The following is a 15,000-nucleotide window of genomic DNA, read 5'->3' as shown; positions in this document are numbered from 1 at the left end:
CTCTCCTTATCCGCCTCCTTCCGAAGCGGGACGCAAAGGTAAGGATAGTTTCCCGCTTTGCAAGATGCCCGGCAGAATATTTTTCTCAGCCTCTTTTCCGCTGCCAGCCCTCGCGCACAAAACCTGGTGCGCGGCATGCCGCAGGGGTTCGGTAAAGCCGGTAAAGTTGTCTGGGTTGCCCTGGCCTTCACGAGGCCGGCGGGAGAGGTAACACCTCCCTGTGTTGCCGAAGTTCCTGAAAGCAGGGAAAATTTTCGGCTCTTTTTCTTTCAGCGCAAGAAGAGGGGCTTGAGGCCCGTCTGTGGAAATGCTCCCGCGCTCGTCTTGCTGTTTGTGCCGCCCGACCTCCCGTTTGGAGGCCGCGCTGGAGGACTTGCTGTTTGTGCCGCCCGACCTCCCGTTTGGAGGCCGCGCTGGAGGATAACATCTGAAGCCGCTCCGGAAGTTCATTCCTGGGGATACCTTTTTCTGTTTCTCCTCCCTGGTGCCTTGCGCACTGTAGCATAACACCTGTGGGGCTCCCGGAAGTTCCGGTGCGCAGGAAATTTCTTCCACCGGTTTAGCCTCACCGGCTCCTTGCATCGGGCACTGATTGTAAACCACCAAAGTAATACTCAAAGTTCCGGAGTTTTAGTATTTAGTTGAATAAAGGAGTTAAAGGCAGGTAATCAGTTAGTTGCTCCCTGTGAAATTATTCTTAAGTCAATTTGAGAAGTGTTCTAATATATTCAGGATGATGGATATGGTGTAGCTGTTCTTTAGCTACTCTCTACGGCCATTTCGTTAATTTATAGAAATATATTAAGGGTGTTTTTATAATTTGCAGGTTAATCAGACCTCTGTCGGTACTAAAACTCATTAAATGAACATCATTGATAATTTAAAGATCAGGAACAAGCTATTGTTGCTGTTGTCCTTGCTGCTGTTTCCTCTTATTTATTTTGTTGCTGTCACGGTACAGCGTGAACTCGAAGAAAACAATAAGTTGAAGGAGGAAACAGTACAGCTGACGGAGTCTGAAAAAATCTCAAATCTCTTACATGCTTTCCAGAGGGAGCGGGCACTCATCCTTGCTGCCTCAGGAGGTCGAAATGCTTTCACGCTGGATGCAAAAGCGCAAAGAGGCATAACAGATGCAGCGGCAAGAGACTTAACCAAGTTTCTGGAGAACTCCGGCCGCACGTTTCACGACTTGGCCTTACTGAGTGAACTCAGCAGGTACCGGAACGAACTGGATAACGATAACCTGGATGTAATGGAGTTCAGGAGGTACTCTACTGATTTAATTGTGACGTTCCTTGACAGAATGGATGCCAATGCAACGGGTGTCAGCAACGTGGAAATAGGAAGGCAGTTGCTGAGCTTCAGGAACCTGGCAGAGGCTAAAGTTCAGTTAGGTAGAATCAGAAGCCTTTTAATGAGAGTTATTCAGGCTGGTGAATTATCGAACGAGGACTATGCCTTGTTCAAATCGCAGCTCGAATTTTACAGTAGATCGCTCAATGATTTTAACAGGTACGCACACAACGCATCAGTAAGTGATGTGCAGAAAATCACTGCATCAGAGAACTACAAGCAGATAGACGGTATCCTGCAGACAATAGAAAATAACCCAGGGCTTGATCTGTCTGTTTTCGATACCGATGCCACTTTCGATGTTTTCACTAAAAGTATTGAGGACTACAGGAGGGCAGAAAATCTTTTGATAAACAGGATACGGGATGAGGTAAATACAGCAAGCAGGCTAAAACAGCAGTACCTGACCTTCCTGACAGTAGTTGTGTTATTGCTGTTGGGGCTGGCGGTTGTACTATGTATATACATTATCAGTAACATCTCAAAATCACTTTCGGCCTTAAAAACAGCAGCTGACCGGATTAAGCTGGGTGCTACCGATGTGGTAATAAATGTAGACAGCGATGATGAAATTGGCAGCGTGGCAGCGTCTTTCAGAGGGGTGCTGCAAAAGAACATTGCGCTCTCGCAGGTAGCTCAGGCTATCGGGAATGGCAGGTATGACATTGATGTAGAGGTGCAGAGCAAAGAGGATGTGCTGAGCTATGCCATCAAAGACATGAAGGAGAACCTGCAAAGCTTTACTGCTGAAAATTCAAACAGGAACTGGATACTGACAGGGATTTCTGAGCTGAACACCCTGCTTGGCGGAGAAACAGCACTGAGCAGCATTTCTGACAAAGCAGTACCTTTCCTGTGCGACTATACAGGTTCAGAAGCCGGTATCCTGTACCTGCACAACAACAGTGGTAAGTTGGAACCTGCCGCTGCCTATGGTGTGCAGTATAGCAAGGAACAAATTCCGGCTTTTGAGATTGGCTCAGGAAAAGTAGGGCAGGTGGTGCGCGATAAAAAAATGAAAGTGCTGGAGGGGGTGCCGGAGGAATATTTAAAGATCAAGACAGGCCTTTCTGAAATTGAGCCAGCTTCTGTTATTATCATACCGCTTTACTTCTCCTCCAACCTGGTAGGTGCCCTGGAGCTTTGTTCCCGCCAACCCTACAGCGAACTACAGCGGAAGTTTCTTAATGCTGCAGCTGATAGAGTATCGGTGGTGATGCATACCCTGAAGGCACACCTGCAAACACAGGAGCTGCTTTATGAAACGCAGAACCAGGCAGAGGAACTGGAAACGCAGCAGGAGGAACTACGCCAACTCAATGCAGAGCTAAAGGCGTCGGAAGAGGAGTTGCGTGTGAACCAGGAGGAGCTGCAGGAAAAAAATTCAGAGCTGGAAGAAAAGGCTCAGTTGCTGGAGGAACAGTATGAGGCGCTCAACTCTAAAAACAAAGCACTGGAAGGCGCCCGGGAAGCGATAGAGCTGAAGATACAGCAGGTGGAAACTGTAAGTAAATATAAGAGCGACTTCCTGGCAAACATGTCGCATGAGTTGCGCACGCCGCTTAACAGTATCCTTATCCTGTCCCGGTTGCTGGCAGACAACGCCGAGAATACTTTATCAACAAAGCAAATTGACCATGCCCAAATCATCCATAAATCGGGCAACGACCTGCTGAAGCTTATCAACGAGATACTGGACCTGTCAAAGATAGAGTCGGGCATGATAAAGCTGGAGACAGATGAAATAAAGCTGGAGGAAATATCGCTGGAGCCAATGTTCAGAGAAATGGCTGCCAGAAAAAAAGTCCGTTTCAGGGAACACTATACTCCGGGCAGCTTCGATACCATTGTCACGGACCGTTTCCGTCTCGAGCAGATACTGAAAAATTTCATTGGTAACGCCATCAAGTTTACGGGTGAGGGAGGAGAGGTAGAGCTCTCTATCTATCCGGTTCAGAAGAAACCAAAATTCAGATCAGAGCAGCTTCGGGAGCAGACCGATATTGTTGCCTTTTCTGTGCGCGACACGGGCATTGGTATTCCGAAGGAGAAGCAGGAAGTTATATTTGAGGCATTCCAGCAGGAGGACACTTCCACCACACGCAGGTATGGGGGCACGGGGCTGGGCCTCACCATCAGTAAAGAGCTGGCGGCACTTCTTGGTGGTGAACTGATGCTGGATAGTGAGCAGGGCAAAGGAAGTACGTTTACACTTTACCTGCCGAGGGTTGCGCACACCGAGCCTAAAAAAGCCGGGCCAGTAAAAGAGACTGCCGTACCTGCCATCAGAAAGACCGAGGGGGTAAGACATGTTTTTGAGAAAATAGAGCCAAAGGATAAAAAAGAAATCGCTGTTCTGATAGTAGAAGACGACAAAGGGTTCAGCGACATACTGGCTGATTTTGCTTCTGCCAAAAACTTCAAAATACACCAGGCTTATTCCGGGGAGGAGGGACTTCGGCTGGCCCGGCAAGAGAAACCCGATGCTGTACTGCTTGACATTCACTTGCCGGATACCACGGGCTGGGAAGTGCTGAAGGAGATAAGAGCGGATAAGAACCTGCGGCATATCAATGTGCACGTGATGTCGGCTTACGATCAGGAAGTGATTGGTGAAGCTGGAGGCAAAGAAGAGTACCTGCCAAAGCCGGTTACACTTGAAATGCTGAACAAGGCATTTACCTCTATTTCTGAGAGCTCAGATGTTTCTATTGAGAACATCCTGATAGTGGAAGACAATGAGGTTGAGAACAAGGCGGTGGCAGAGCTGCTGCTGGCACACGGGCTGAAATCTACTTCCGCTTACTCTGCCGAAGAAGCAGAGCGGGTGCTGGCTAAGCAGAAAGTGGACTGCATTATCCTGGACCTGAACCTGCCGGGTATGAAAGGGTATGAGTGGATGAAAAACATGAAGTCCCAGAAAGGGCTGGCTGATATTCCGATTATCATTTATTCAGGAAAGGACTTGAGCGAGGAAGAGGAGACGGCCCTGAAGGAGTTTGCCAATACCATCATCATCAAAAACGAGTATTCTTACCTACGCCTGCTTGATGAGGTGCAACTGTTCCTGCACAAGGTAAACCAGAAGCTACCGACGGGGAGTGATTTTAAAATGAAGCTGCACGTGCCGGAAGAAGTACTGCGTGGTAAGAAGGTGCTGGTGGTAGACGATGACGTCCGTAACATTTATTCCTTAAGCAGCCTGCTTGAGTTGCACGGCATGGAGGTAGTGCCTGCTTACAATGGCAGGGAGGCGCTACAGAAGCTGGAGACCGAGAAAGGAGTCAACATTGTGCTGATGGATGTGATGATGCCGGAGATGGATGGCATTGAGGCGACAAAACGAATCAGGGAAAATCTGCGTTTTAAGCAACTCCCGATTATTGCCCTTACTGCAAAAGCGATGAAAGAAGATAAAGAGAAGTGTATTCAGGCGGGTGCCTCCGATTATGTGCCTAAACCAGTAGACACAGATAAGTTATTGACCCTGATGCGTGTTTGGTTATATGAAGTTTGATAATGAAGCCCTTTTTGAACAGGAAGTAGAGACGCTGATCAAGGACATTCACACCCACTACGGGTACGACTTTAAGGGGTATGCACGGGCTTCGGTGTACAGGAGAATCAAGCGGTTCCTGACACATAAAAACCTTGGTTCATTGGAAGAACTGCGGGAAGCCCTTATCCGGGATAGCTATTTCTTTGAGAATTTTCTGCAGGAGATCACGGTAAACGTGACAGAGATGTTTCGGGACCCTTCTTTCTTCCTGTCGCTGCGCAACAACGTGCTGCCTATACTCTCTACTTACCCGTTCATTAAGATATGGGATGCCGGTTGTTCTACAGGCGAAGAACTCTTCTCGCTGGCTATCCTGCTGCAGGAGGCTGGCCTGCTGGATAGAACGAAGATATATGCGACAGACATCAACCAGAAGGTACTGAAGCAGGCGAAGGAGGGGATTTTTTCCGCAGCGAATATGGCTGCCTATACCGCCGCCTACTATGCTTCGGGTGGCACCCAGGAGTTTTCCTGTTACTATAGCAGCAATTACGGCAGCGTGAAGTTTGATGCTTCCCTGATAAAGAATGTAGTGTTTTACCCGCACAACTTGGCCACGGATTCCTCTTTCAATGAGTTTCACCTAATCCTGTGCCGAAACGTGCTGATCTATTTTAACAGCGAATTACAGGAACGGGTCTTCAAACTTTTTGATGAGAGCCTGGTGAGCCTTGGCTACCTGGCCCTGGGGAAAAAGGAAACACTGGCCATGTCTGCCATCAGCAGCAGCTATAACTTTGTGGATAAGGGAAATAGGATCTACCGCAAGACAGGCTGATGCAAACCTCGTCGAAGTTCATTGTGATGGGGGGGTCCTGGGGAGGCATACAGGCTTCCATCGCTATATTAAAGGGGCTGCCGGCTACTTACAGCATACCCATTATCCTGGTGCTGCACAGGCTTCGGAGCATGGAAGGCAACCTGCAGGAGGTGTTTGAAAAGAGGCTTGCCCTACAAGTGGCAGAGATAGAGGAGAAGGAAAAGCTGCGCCCCGGTTTTGTGTACCTGGCTCCCTCCAACTACCATGTGCTGCTAGAGAAAGACCACACGTTTTCGCTGGATGTGTCAGAACTCGAGAATTTCTCCCGCCCTTCTATTGATGTGACCTTCATAAGTGCTGCGGATGTTTTCGGTAAAAATCTTATAGGAATCCTGCTAAGTGGCGCAAGTAAAGATGGAAGTTCAGGATTAAGTTATATCTTTGAGAAAGGAGGCATGGCCATTGTGCAGGATCCTGAAGAGGCAGAAGTAGACACCATGCCTTTATCTGCTATAGACATTATACCTGACTGCAGGGTAATGAAATTAGAGCGTATTCAATCATTTTTACTCTCTTTACATGACCACTGACCCATATACTCAACCTGCTGCCCTGGCACCGGGCATTCATCCGGTGAAGATTCTTCTGGTTGACGACAAGGCCGAAAACCTGGTCAGCCTGGAGAGCTTACTTTCCAAGGATGATGAAAATATCACCTACCTGTTTGCCAGTTCCGGTGAAGAGGCATTGAAAATTGCATTGCAGGAAGAACTGGCCCTTATCCTGCTGGATGTGCAGATGCCCGGTATGAACGGCTACGAAGTTGCCCGCTACCTGAGGGACATCTCTAAAACCAGGCACATCCCAATTATCTTTGTTACCGCCATCGACGAGCATGATGCACACGTAATAGAAGGCTTTGAAGCCGGAGCCGTAGACTTCCTCTTCAAGCCCCTGCATCCTTACATCACGAAGGCAAAAGTTTCTACGTTTGTCAGGTTCTACCTTCAGAAGAAAGAACTTGAGAAGGTGAACAAACTGACGCTGGAAACCAATCAGCAACTAGAGGAACGGGTAAAGGAGCGCACCCAGGAACTGACCAGGGTGAACAAGGACCTGGACAACTTCGTGTATACTGCCTCACACGATTTGAAAGCGCCTATCAATAACATAGAAGGCCTGGTAACAGCGCTGCAGGAAACCCTGCAGGAAAAAGGAGCCCATCCGGAGGATGTGGTACCCATTATGGAAATGATGAATACTTCTATCAGTCGCTTCAAGAGTATTCTGGCAGACCTGACAGAAGTTGCTAAGGTGCAGTACGAAGCGGCGGCAGAGAAAGATAAAGTAAGCTTTAAGGAAATATTGGAAGATGTGAAGCCAAACATCAAGGACATGATAGAGGAGCACGACGCTGCTGTTCTGGATGATTTCTCACAGGCACCTGATATTTGCTTTTCGAGGAAGAATCTGCGAAGCATTGTCTACAACCTTGTTTCTAATTCCATTAAATACAGTTCTCCTGAGAGAAAACCCGAAATAACAGTGACTACCGCAATAGTGAACGACTTTACGCTTCTAACCGTGCGGGATAACGGCCTCGGCCTGCGGAAGCAGGACCAGCAGAAAGTCTTTGGCATGTTTAAGCGGCTGCACACTCATGTGGAGGGAACAGGAGTAGGGCTGGCTATTGTGAAAAGAATTGTTGAGAACTGTGGTGGCAAGATTGAATTTGAAAGTGAACTGGGGAAGGGGACCGTTTTCAAAGTTTATCTCAAGTAAGATTATAGTTCCACATCCAGGGCAGGTTCCCGCTTATGCTGCGGCCACTGCTACAGAAAGATGCATCTGTTCTTTTCTGATGATATTAAAGAAGCCCGTCTGTATCAGGCGGGCTTCTTCCATGACAGCTTGTAGCAAAACCTTCTGACTGCGTCCGTATAAAGACTTATGCCCACCGGGATAGATACTGTTATTCCTTCCTTGAAACACTTAATTTCATCCTAAAGGTAAGATAAGAGTATTTTTTTTTTTTTGATTTTTGTATAATTGCCTGACCTACAATATAATAATCGGTTTGCATGGAAAGTAAGAGCGCCCAGGAGGCAATAATGGACAGGTTGGGGATAAGCCTGAGTAAAGCGCAATCAACAGACCTCTATCATGAGTTGTGCAGTTTCTTAGTAACGAAAGACACGTTTGCTTATATTGATTTGCTCAGAACGAAGTATGAACTACTGCAGGAGGGAGTAAGCCTTCGGGAGTGTGATTACAAGATTATGGAGAACCTGTTGGAGAAGATTGAGAGCGAATATTCTTTGATTTTAAATGCTACTGCTTACACGGTAAAATACCAGTCCTGATACTACAGTTACTCTTCCGGAAGTACAAGTTTTTCACTTCTTCTTGCTTGTTAAACCCGCTTTTACAGTCCTGAACCTGGGCGATGACAGCGCTAACTTCTGCATGTGCCAACCCTTCCTTTGAAAACGGAAAGATAAAAAGGTTTGATCATAACATTGGTTTAGATTATATTAGTGAGTAATTACCTACTCATGATAAAGTCTTGCGTAGGATGCTTTGTACCCATAGACCAACAAGGCCATGCACACCACTGTATTCAAATTCGAAGAGGGAAGTCCTTTTATCAACAGCACACGCCCTGTCAGTTTAGAAATTCATAATCGCCTTCTGTGGCAGGCAATGCGACTGGCAAAATCGGGCAGGCGTATTTTTAAACAGGGATTGGTTGTGTATACGCCGCTTCCGGCTTACCTGAAAGGTCCCACAACACTGGAAGTATACTGGGACTTTAAAAATCCTGAAGAGAATGATGCTTACAGCAGAGCTGCTTCTTAAGTTAGAATAGCAGCCCTTCAAGAAAATTTGTCTGTTCCGGACGGTTAACTGGTCCCACAATGCTGGCACAAACCCTATAACCGAAGTGGTTATGCCAGGTGCGGTAGATGCTTTCCCTTAGGCTGAGGGTAGGTGCTAACACTGGACCTCCGGGATTATTGCGGACACTGCCCTTTTCCTGTGTTGGTAGCTTCAGGCATGTAATCCTGTTGTTATTGTACAGGTACTCCGGCTGCTTTTCCGTGGCTGTAGTGAGGTGTGCAGGTAAATACCCCTGCTTGTTTCTTCTTCTGTACTCTCCGGTAAATACCTTTTACCTTCCCGCCGGGGCAGGTGGCAATTAAGGAAGCCCTTGTTATCTTTGCCAGCATGAATTCCATTAAACTGAGCTCCTATTACCGTCTTTATGCTTTTTCAGATTACCGGAGCATGAAATCTGCACTGCCTTATATGCAGCGGGTGGTGCTGGCGAAGGGGCTGGTAGAGGTACAGGAATCAGACATCAGGAGCTACGTGTGGCGCATCAGCGGCAAAGGGTACAAAAACTACCTGGAGCCACTCCACAGCCAGAATACGCGGACTACAGCAATCAAATCACTTATCACGGCGTTGCAAGTGCTCTACAAAAGCAACGGTTACTCTGCCAGGTACATCGTCGTAGAGCGGGGGTAAGCATTGTTATCAACAGGGCTTTTTAGGATCATTCCAGGCTTCTGTGAGGTGAGAGCCGGCAAAGAGAAGACGCTCTACTTGAGTTGACAGCGTTGGGAGTAGGTGATTCCCAGCCACAACAGAAGGAGCCTTTCCTCTGAACTGGCGGTATTGCAAAAAAGGAACATCCCGTTGTGCATACCCCTCCGGAAGAAGATGCTGCACAACGGGATGTTCCTGGTAATAGCTACGCAGGCTAAGTTGTGGCCTGCGTACTGACTTTATATAGTAGGTGTGCCTCCGGTTACCTGCACAGTAGAGCCAGTCATGTAGCTGGAATCCTGCGAGGCAAGCAGTACATAGATTGGTGCCAGTTCGGCTGGCTGACCTGCCCGCTTCAGGGGTACACTTTTCCCAAACGACTTCACCTTATCTGGCGGCATGGTAGACGGAATAAGCGGTGTCCAGACAGGACCTGGTGCAACACAGTTTACCCGGATGCCCTTGTCTGCCAGGATCTGGCCCAGGTTTGCCGTAAAATTCTGGATAGCTCCTTTCGTGGCAGCATAAGCCAGCAGCATCGGGTTAGGTTTGTAAGCGTTCACCGAGGTGGTGTTTACGATGGTACTACCCGGCTTCATGTGGGGTTCCGCTGCCTTGCACAGGTAGAACATAGCGTAGATGTTTGTGCGGAAGGTGCGGTCCCATTCCTCGCTCGGTATGTCCTGTAGCGACTCACGCGCCATCTGAAAAGCAGCATTGTTTACCAGCACATCAATCTGCCCGAACTCATCCACAGCCCGCTGTACTATAGATTTGCAATGTTCCTCGTCGCTTATGTCGCCTGGTACCAGTACTGCTTTGCGACCTGCTTCCCTTACATACCGGGCTGTTTCTTCTGCATCCTTGTCTTCGCTGAGGTAAGATATCAGCACATCTGCGCCCTCACGCGCAAAAGCGATGGCCACCGCCCGGCCTATGCCTGAATCTCCGCCTGTGATGATGGCTTTTCTGCCCTCCAGCTTACCGGAGCCTTTATAGGATTTCTCTCCATGGTCTGCGTCCGGCTGCATCTCGTCCTCTGTACCAGGCACCTCCTGCTCCTGCTCCGGAAACGGCGGCTTGGGGTATTGTTCTTTAGGATCCTGCATATTTAAATTGTTTTCGTTGTTTTGTTTCATAGCTATAGTGTATCATTCTAAATAAAGATAGACGCTCAATACGGGAAGCTGTTTTTGAGAAGCAAATATACTTAGTGAACGTGTGCTATAGCCGTGAGAAGACAGGCCTTCTGTAAGAGAGCAGCACAAAGCTGCATCCTGCCAAAAGTCTATTGTACAGGAATGGGTGATTTTTAAATACCCAAAACAAAAGAAGAATTACAGTGCATTTCGATGAGAATTTATAAACCTGCCGCGTAGCCAGAGCAGCCTTTGATGTTCTTCTAGCAGCAGGGAAATTCCTTCCTAGGCATGAGGAGTCTTCTTTTTTCGCCCTGTCTCTTTTGTATTCCTTCAGGTAAAAACAAAATAAATCGGGTATCGTTAGGCTGATTCAATGGCTGTTAAATAAAACCTGTATATGACAAAAAACTTTTACTCCTCCGGATGTTCGCGCATCTTCCTGCTGTTCCTTTTCATTTTTATGCAAGTTCCGCTCCTCCTGCATGCACAATCCTACAGGATTATGGCATTAGGCAACTCTATTACAGCGGGCAAAGATACTTATCCCAGTTACCGTTATGCGCTGTATGAGCGCCTGACGAAAGGATACATTGATTTCGCTTATGTAGGCTCCCTGACATCCACACAGGCACCGGCTACCCCTTTAGGTACTTGCCCTGATGAGCCGCTTGATATTCCACCACTTGCTCATGAAGGGCATTGGGGCTGGCGGGCTGATGAAATTATAAACGGAAAGTCGGGTGCTGCCTCTGAAGGGAAGCTAGCGGATTGGCTGCAAGGCTACACACCTGATGTTGTGCTGCTGCATATTGGTTCAAACGACATGTTTCAGAGTCAGTCTGTTTCCAGTACTGTGGGCGACATCAGGGAGGTAGTGCGGATTCTGCGGCAGGATAACCCGGAGGTGACAATACTGCTGGCCAAACTTTTCCCGGCGCAGGAGTCTAAGGTGGGCACGACGGTAGTTAACAACCTCAACCTGCTGAATGAAGAAATTCCAGGACTGGTACAGGAACTGAACTCTACGTCGTCACCGGTCCTGCTGGTTGATCAGAACACTGGTTTTGACCCCACTCCGGGAGCAGATACCTACGATGGTATTCATCCTAATGAACGTGGGGCACGTGCCATGGCCGAAAACTGGTACAATGTGCTAAAAACAGTATTGAATAGCTACACAACCCCTCCGGTAGTGGAGATAAAAAGCCCGCAGGATAATACAGAGCATCAGGCTGGGCAGAAAATTACGATTGCCGCCGATGCATGGGACAGGGAGGAGAAGGTGGAGCGAGTGGAGTTTTATGTCGACTGCCAGAAAATAGGGGAAGATTATAGCAGTCCCTTTGAAATAAGCTGGGCCCCTCTGGAAAAGAAAAGCTATTCTTTGCTGGCAGTAGCAACAGACGCTGCCGGTGCCCAAGGGAAATCTTACGAGCCTGTATATATAACAGTAGTAGATGGTGTGTCCGGTGGAGTTACACGGGAGTACTGGTCAAATGTGGATGGGAACACAGTCTCCAGTATCCCGGTCTCCAGCACGCCAACAAGCGTTACCCAACTTAGTTCTTTCGAGGCTCCCTCCAACGTGGGGGGCAACTATGGCCAGCGCGTCAGGGGGTACATAAAGGCCCCTGTCACCGGGGAGTATACCTTCTGGATTGCCTCCGATGACCACAGTGAACTGTGGCTGAGCACCTCAGAAAGTCCTGCAGACAAAGTAAAGCTGGCCTACATCAGTGGGTACACAAATCAGAAGGAGTGGGGCAAGTATACAAGCCAGCAGTCAGTAAAAGTAAGGCTGGAGGCAGGAAAGCGTTACTACATTGAGGCGCTGCACAAAGAAGGCTGGGGCAACGACAACCTGGCTGTCGGATGGCAACTGCCGGACGGGACCATGGAGCGGCCTGTTCCCGGGCATCGCCTTTCTCCTTACGAACCTTCTTCTGGCAATCAGCCGCCAACTGCCTATGCAGGTGCAGACAAATCCATCACACTTCCTGCCAACAGCGTATCCCTCACCGGTTCAGGGAGTGACAGTGACGGGTCCATCAGCAGCTACAGCTGGAGCAAAGTGAGTGGTCCTTCGGCAACACTCAGCGGGGCCAGCACGGCAAACTTAAGTGTAAGCGGAATGGAAGAGGGGACGTATGTCTTCCGGTTAACAGTGACGGATAATGGGGGGGAGCACGCCTCAGACGAAGCAACCGTTACAGTGCACCCGGAGCCTAGTACCGGGACAGGCATTGTCAGGGAGTTCTGGGCTAATGTTTCAGGCACTTCTGTTTCAGACATTCCTGTTAACACGCCTCCTACCTCAACCTCTACACTCAGCCTGTTCGAAGCACCCATGTACACAGGCGACAACTACGGAGTCCGGGTAAGAGCCTATGTGCACGCGCCTGCTACCGGCAGCTACACCTTCTGGATTGCATCAGACGATCACAGCGAACTCTGGCTGAGCACAGATGAGAATCCTGCCAACAAAGTCAGAATCGCTTATGTAAATGGCAGTACCGGCAGCAGGCAGTGGACAAAGTTCCCGTCACAGCAGTCTTCTGCCATCACCCTGCAGGGCGGCAGGAAGTACTACATCGAGGCCCTGCATAAAGAAGGCACAGGCGTGGACCACCTGGCTGTAGGCTGGCAACTGCCGGATGGCATCTTGGAAAGGCCTATACCGGCTAATCGGCTTACTCCTTACGAAGGAGGTTCATCTTCCAACCAGCCACCTGTGGCTTACGCAGGTTCGGATATGTCCATTACGCTGCCTGCCAACACCATAACGTTGAGCGGCACCGGCACTGATGCTGATGGCACGATCAGTGGTTATGAATGGAGCAAGGTTAGCGGCCCCGGCAGCGTGGTATTCAGCAACAAAACAGAGGCCCGGCCTACCGTAACCGGATTGGTGGAAGGCACCTACACTTTCCGGTTAACAGTAACTGATAATGATGGGGCAAGTGCCTCCGACGAGATGAAAGTGACGGTTCATCCGGAACCATCCTCCGATGCGCCTGTTGTGCGGGAAGTCTGGGAAAACATCAGCGGATCTACTGTAGCGGCGATTCCTGTCAACACGGCCCCAACTTCCACCTCTCAACTTACTCTTTTTGAAGCGCCTTCTAACGTTGGCGGTAACTACGGGGCCAGGGTCAGAGCCTACGTGCATGCGCCCTCGTCCGGACACTACACGTTCTGGATTGCCAGTGATGACGACAGTGAACTGTGGCTGAGTACGGATGAAAACCCGGCAAACAAAAGGAAAATAGCCTCCGTCAGCGGTTGGACAACTCCACGCCAATGGGACAAATATGCATCGCAAACATCAGCGGCCGTGTGGCTTCAGGCTGGCAAAAAGTACTATATTGAGGCGCTTCACAAAGAAGGCTGGGGCAACGACAACCTGGCTGTTGGCTGGCAGCTGCCGGACGGAACCATGGAGCGGCCTGTTCCCGGGCATCGCCTTTCTCCTTTTGTTCCTACTCAGACTGCTACTGCGCAGGTAAGGACAGGCAGTGCGCTGGATGCAGCGGATGCTTTACTTACGTACCATCCAAACCCATTCTCGAGCCAGGTTACACTGCAGTTACATGGAATCAAGGGTGAAAAATATAGCATGAAGCTGTACGACATTAGTGGCAGGGAAGTATGGCACCTGGAGAATGTACAGGCTGAACAAAAACTGAGTATCGGAAAAAATTTAAGTGCAGGAGTGTATATCCTGGTGGTAGATACCGGCAAAGAGGCAAAGCAGTATAAACTGGTAAAAGCACAGTAACTGCCTGTTGCTGTTTGAGTGAACTCTGGTAAAAAGAAGAAATGCGGGAGCCATTGCCTACATGAATGCAACAGCTCATCGGGAATAAGTTAACGTTGTACATGCGCAGAGCACAGCAAAAGGGGAGGCAATATGCCTCCTCTTTTGGTTTTACCGCTATCTTTTCGTTTAAGTAAGGTGTATTGTTGCCCGCACTAACAAGCTTGAGCTATTCATTCAGCAGAATTTTGTAACTTGAGGCAGATAACGATAACGGGAATTTTTCAGGAAGCGCATTTGCTTTCTACGTGAAAGCAGTGCAGGAAAAGCCGCCGCTGTATGCAGGGCAGGTTAGCCGGAAGATTTTCTTTGTAGTAAAAGGCAGCCCTTAATAACAATAGAAATGCTGAAGATTATAGGATTCTTATTTGCTGCCATTGGCTTAGCTTACTTTTTATTTTATCCATTCTTAAAGAACTCCGTCAACAGGAACAAGCTCTTTAAATGGTTCTTTATTGCGTATGCCATCGCGCTTGTTGCCTCTACTGTAGCAACGTATATTTTATAAACCTACCAGTTTTTTTAACCGAAGCATAGGTGTTTTGCCCCTCCCGGTTAAAATTCCTTCAGAATCCCGAAAAACTTATTTCGCCTACAGTGGCTTTGCCCATCCTTTTTGCCAAAGGGCTTCTGTGGGATGACTGTGCCCCTGCCCCGATTGCTATCCTGAATCTTTTCAAGCGCGCACTATTTAAGTTTCTCCGAAAGCCTAGGCTGTGTCTGATGAATCAAACGAAAGACCCTGTTAGCTTGTTAGTAAGTCATGAGACGATACGAGTTAACTGACGAACAGTGGGAGAAGATATCGCCTTTG

The 15,000-nt window shown here is 48.6% G+C and carries 10 protein-coding genes; 8 read left to right on the top strand and 2 right to left on the bottom strand.

Going from position 1 to position 15,000, the window contains the following annotated elements:
* Positions 1-6 precede the first annotated feature (6 nt).
* A complete protein-coding gene (locus tag ACYVB1_RS00465) occupies positions 7-618 on the bottom strand; it encodes a hypothetical protein (protein WP_460919378.1) in 612 nt (203 codons plus the stop codon).
* 244 nt (positions 619-862) lie between these two features.
* On the opposite strand from ACYVB1_RS00465, the gene ACYVB1_RS00460 reads away from it, so the two are divergent.
* From ACYVB1_RS00460 to ACYVB1_RS00430, 7 genes are all read left to right on the top strand, one after another.
* Entirely contained in the window at positions 863-4,873 is a 4,011-nt protein-coding gene (locus tag ACYVB1_RS00460; protein WP_460919376.1) for a response regulator, read from the top strand.
* Positions 4,863-5,693: a CheR family methyltransferase gene (locus tag ACYVB1_RS00455; RefSeq protein ID WP_460919374.1), complete on the top strand. Its 831-nt coding sequence runs from the start codon at positions 4,863-4,865 to the stop codon at positions 5,691-5,693. Before ACYVB1_RS00460 ends, ACYVB1_RS00455 begins: the two co-directional genes overlap by 11 nt.
* On the top strand, positions 5,693-6,265 hold the full coding sequence (locus ACYVB1_RS00450) for a chemotaxis protein CheB (RefSeq protein ID WP_460919372.1): 573 nt from the start codon (positions 5,693-5,695) through the stop codon (positions 6,263-6,265). The genes ACYVB1_RS00455 and ACYVB1_RS00450 overlap by 1 nt, the downstream gene beginning before the upstream one ends.
* Entirely contained in the window at positions 6,255-7,457 is a 1,203-nt protein-coding gene (locus tag ACYVB1_RS00445) for a sensor histidine kinase (protein WP_460919369.1), read from the top strand. The genes ACYVB1_RS00450 and ACYVB1_RS00445 overlap by 11 nt, the downstream gene beginning before the upstream one ends.
* A 299-nt stretch (positions 7,458-7,756) precedes the next feature.
* Positions 7,757-8,038 (top strand): hypothetical protein, encoded by a 282-nt coding sequence (locus tag ACYVB1_RS00440; protein WP_460919366.1) that lies wholly within the window; start codon positions 7,757-7,759, stop codon positions 8,036-8,038.
* Positions 8,039-8,279: 241 nt separating this feature from the next.
* A complete protein-coding gene (locus ACYVB1_RS00435) occupies positions 8,280-8,534 on the top strand; it encodes a hypothetical protein (protein ID WP_460919363.1) in 255 nt (84 codons plus the stop codon).
* A 429-nt stretch (positions 8,535-8,963) separates the two neighbouring features.
* Positions 8,964-9,206 carry a hypothetical protein gene (locus ACYVB1_RS00430; protein WP_460919360.1) on the top strand — a complete coding sequence of 81 codons (243 nt, stop codon included), beginning with the start codon at positions 8,964-8,966 and terminating at the stop codon, positions 9,204-9,206.
* Positions 9,207-9,466: 260 nt separating this feature from the next.
* Here the strand turns inward: ACYVB1_RS00430 and ACYVB1_RS00425 are convergent, their stop codons facing one another.
* A complete protein-coding gene (locus ACYVB1_RS00425) occupies positions 9,467-10,366 on the bottom strand; it encodes an SDR family oxidoreductase (protein WP_460919357.1) in 900 nt (299 codons plus the stop codon).
* A 400-nt stretch (positions 10,367-10,766) separates the two neighbouring features.
* On the opposite strand from ACYVB1_RS00425, the gene ACYVB1_RS00420 reads away from it, so the two are divergent.
* On the top strand, positions 10,767-14,147 hold the full coding sequence (locus tag ACYVB1_RS00420) for a PKD domain-containing protein (protein WP_460919354.1): 3,381 nt from the start codon (positions 10,767-10,769) through the stop codon (positions 14,145-14,147).
* The last annotated feature ends 853 nt before the right edge of the window (positions 14,148-15,000 follow it).

The sequence above is a fragment of the Pontibacter brevis genome (assembly GCF_054779655.1).
This window is presented reverse-complemented; position numbering and strand designations above follow the sequence as displayed.

Coding starts and splice junctions, on each gene's coding strand:
- ACYVB1_RS00430 (WP_460919360.1), top strand. CDS start 8,964: ATGAAATCTGCACTGCCTTATATGCAGCGGGTGGTGCTGGCGAAGGGG.
- ACYVB1_RS00455 (WP_460919374.1), top strand. CDS start 4,863: ATGAAGTTTGATAATGAAGCCCTTTTTGAACAGGAAGTAGAGACGCTG.
- ACYVB1_RS00425 (WP_460919357.1), bottom strand. CDS start 10,366: ATGAAACAAAACAACGAAAACAATTTAAATATGCAGGATCCTAAAGAA.
- ACYVB1_RS00435 (WP_460919363.1), top strand. CDS start 8,280: ATGCACACCACTGTATTCAAATTCGAAGAGGGAAGTCCTTTTATCAAC.
- ACYVB1_RS00440 (WP_460919366.1), top strand. CDS start 7,757: ATGGAAAGTAAGAGCGCCCAGGAGGCAATAATGGACAGGTTGGGGATA.
- ACYVB1_RS00420 (WP_460919354.1), top strand. CDS start 10,767: ATGACAAAAAACTTTTACTCCTCCGGATGTTCGCGCATCTTCCTGCTG.
- ACYVB1_RS00460 (WP_460919376.1), top strand. CDS start 863: ATGAACATCATTGATAATTTAAAGATCAGGAACAAGCTATTGTTGCTG.
- ACYVB1_RS00450 (WP_460919372.1), top strand. CDS start 5,693: ATGCAAACCTCGTCGAAGTTCATTGTGATGGGGGGGTCCTGGGGAGGC.
- ACYVB1_RS00445 (WP_460919369.1), top strand. CDS start 6,255: ATGACCACTGACCCATATACTCAACCTGCTGCCCTGGCACCGGGCATT.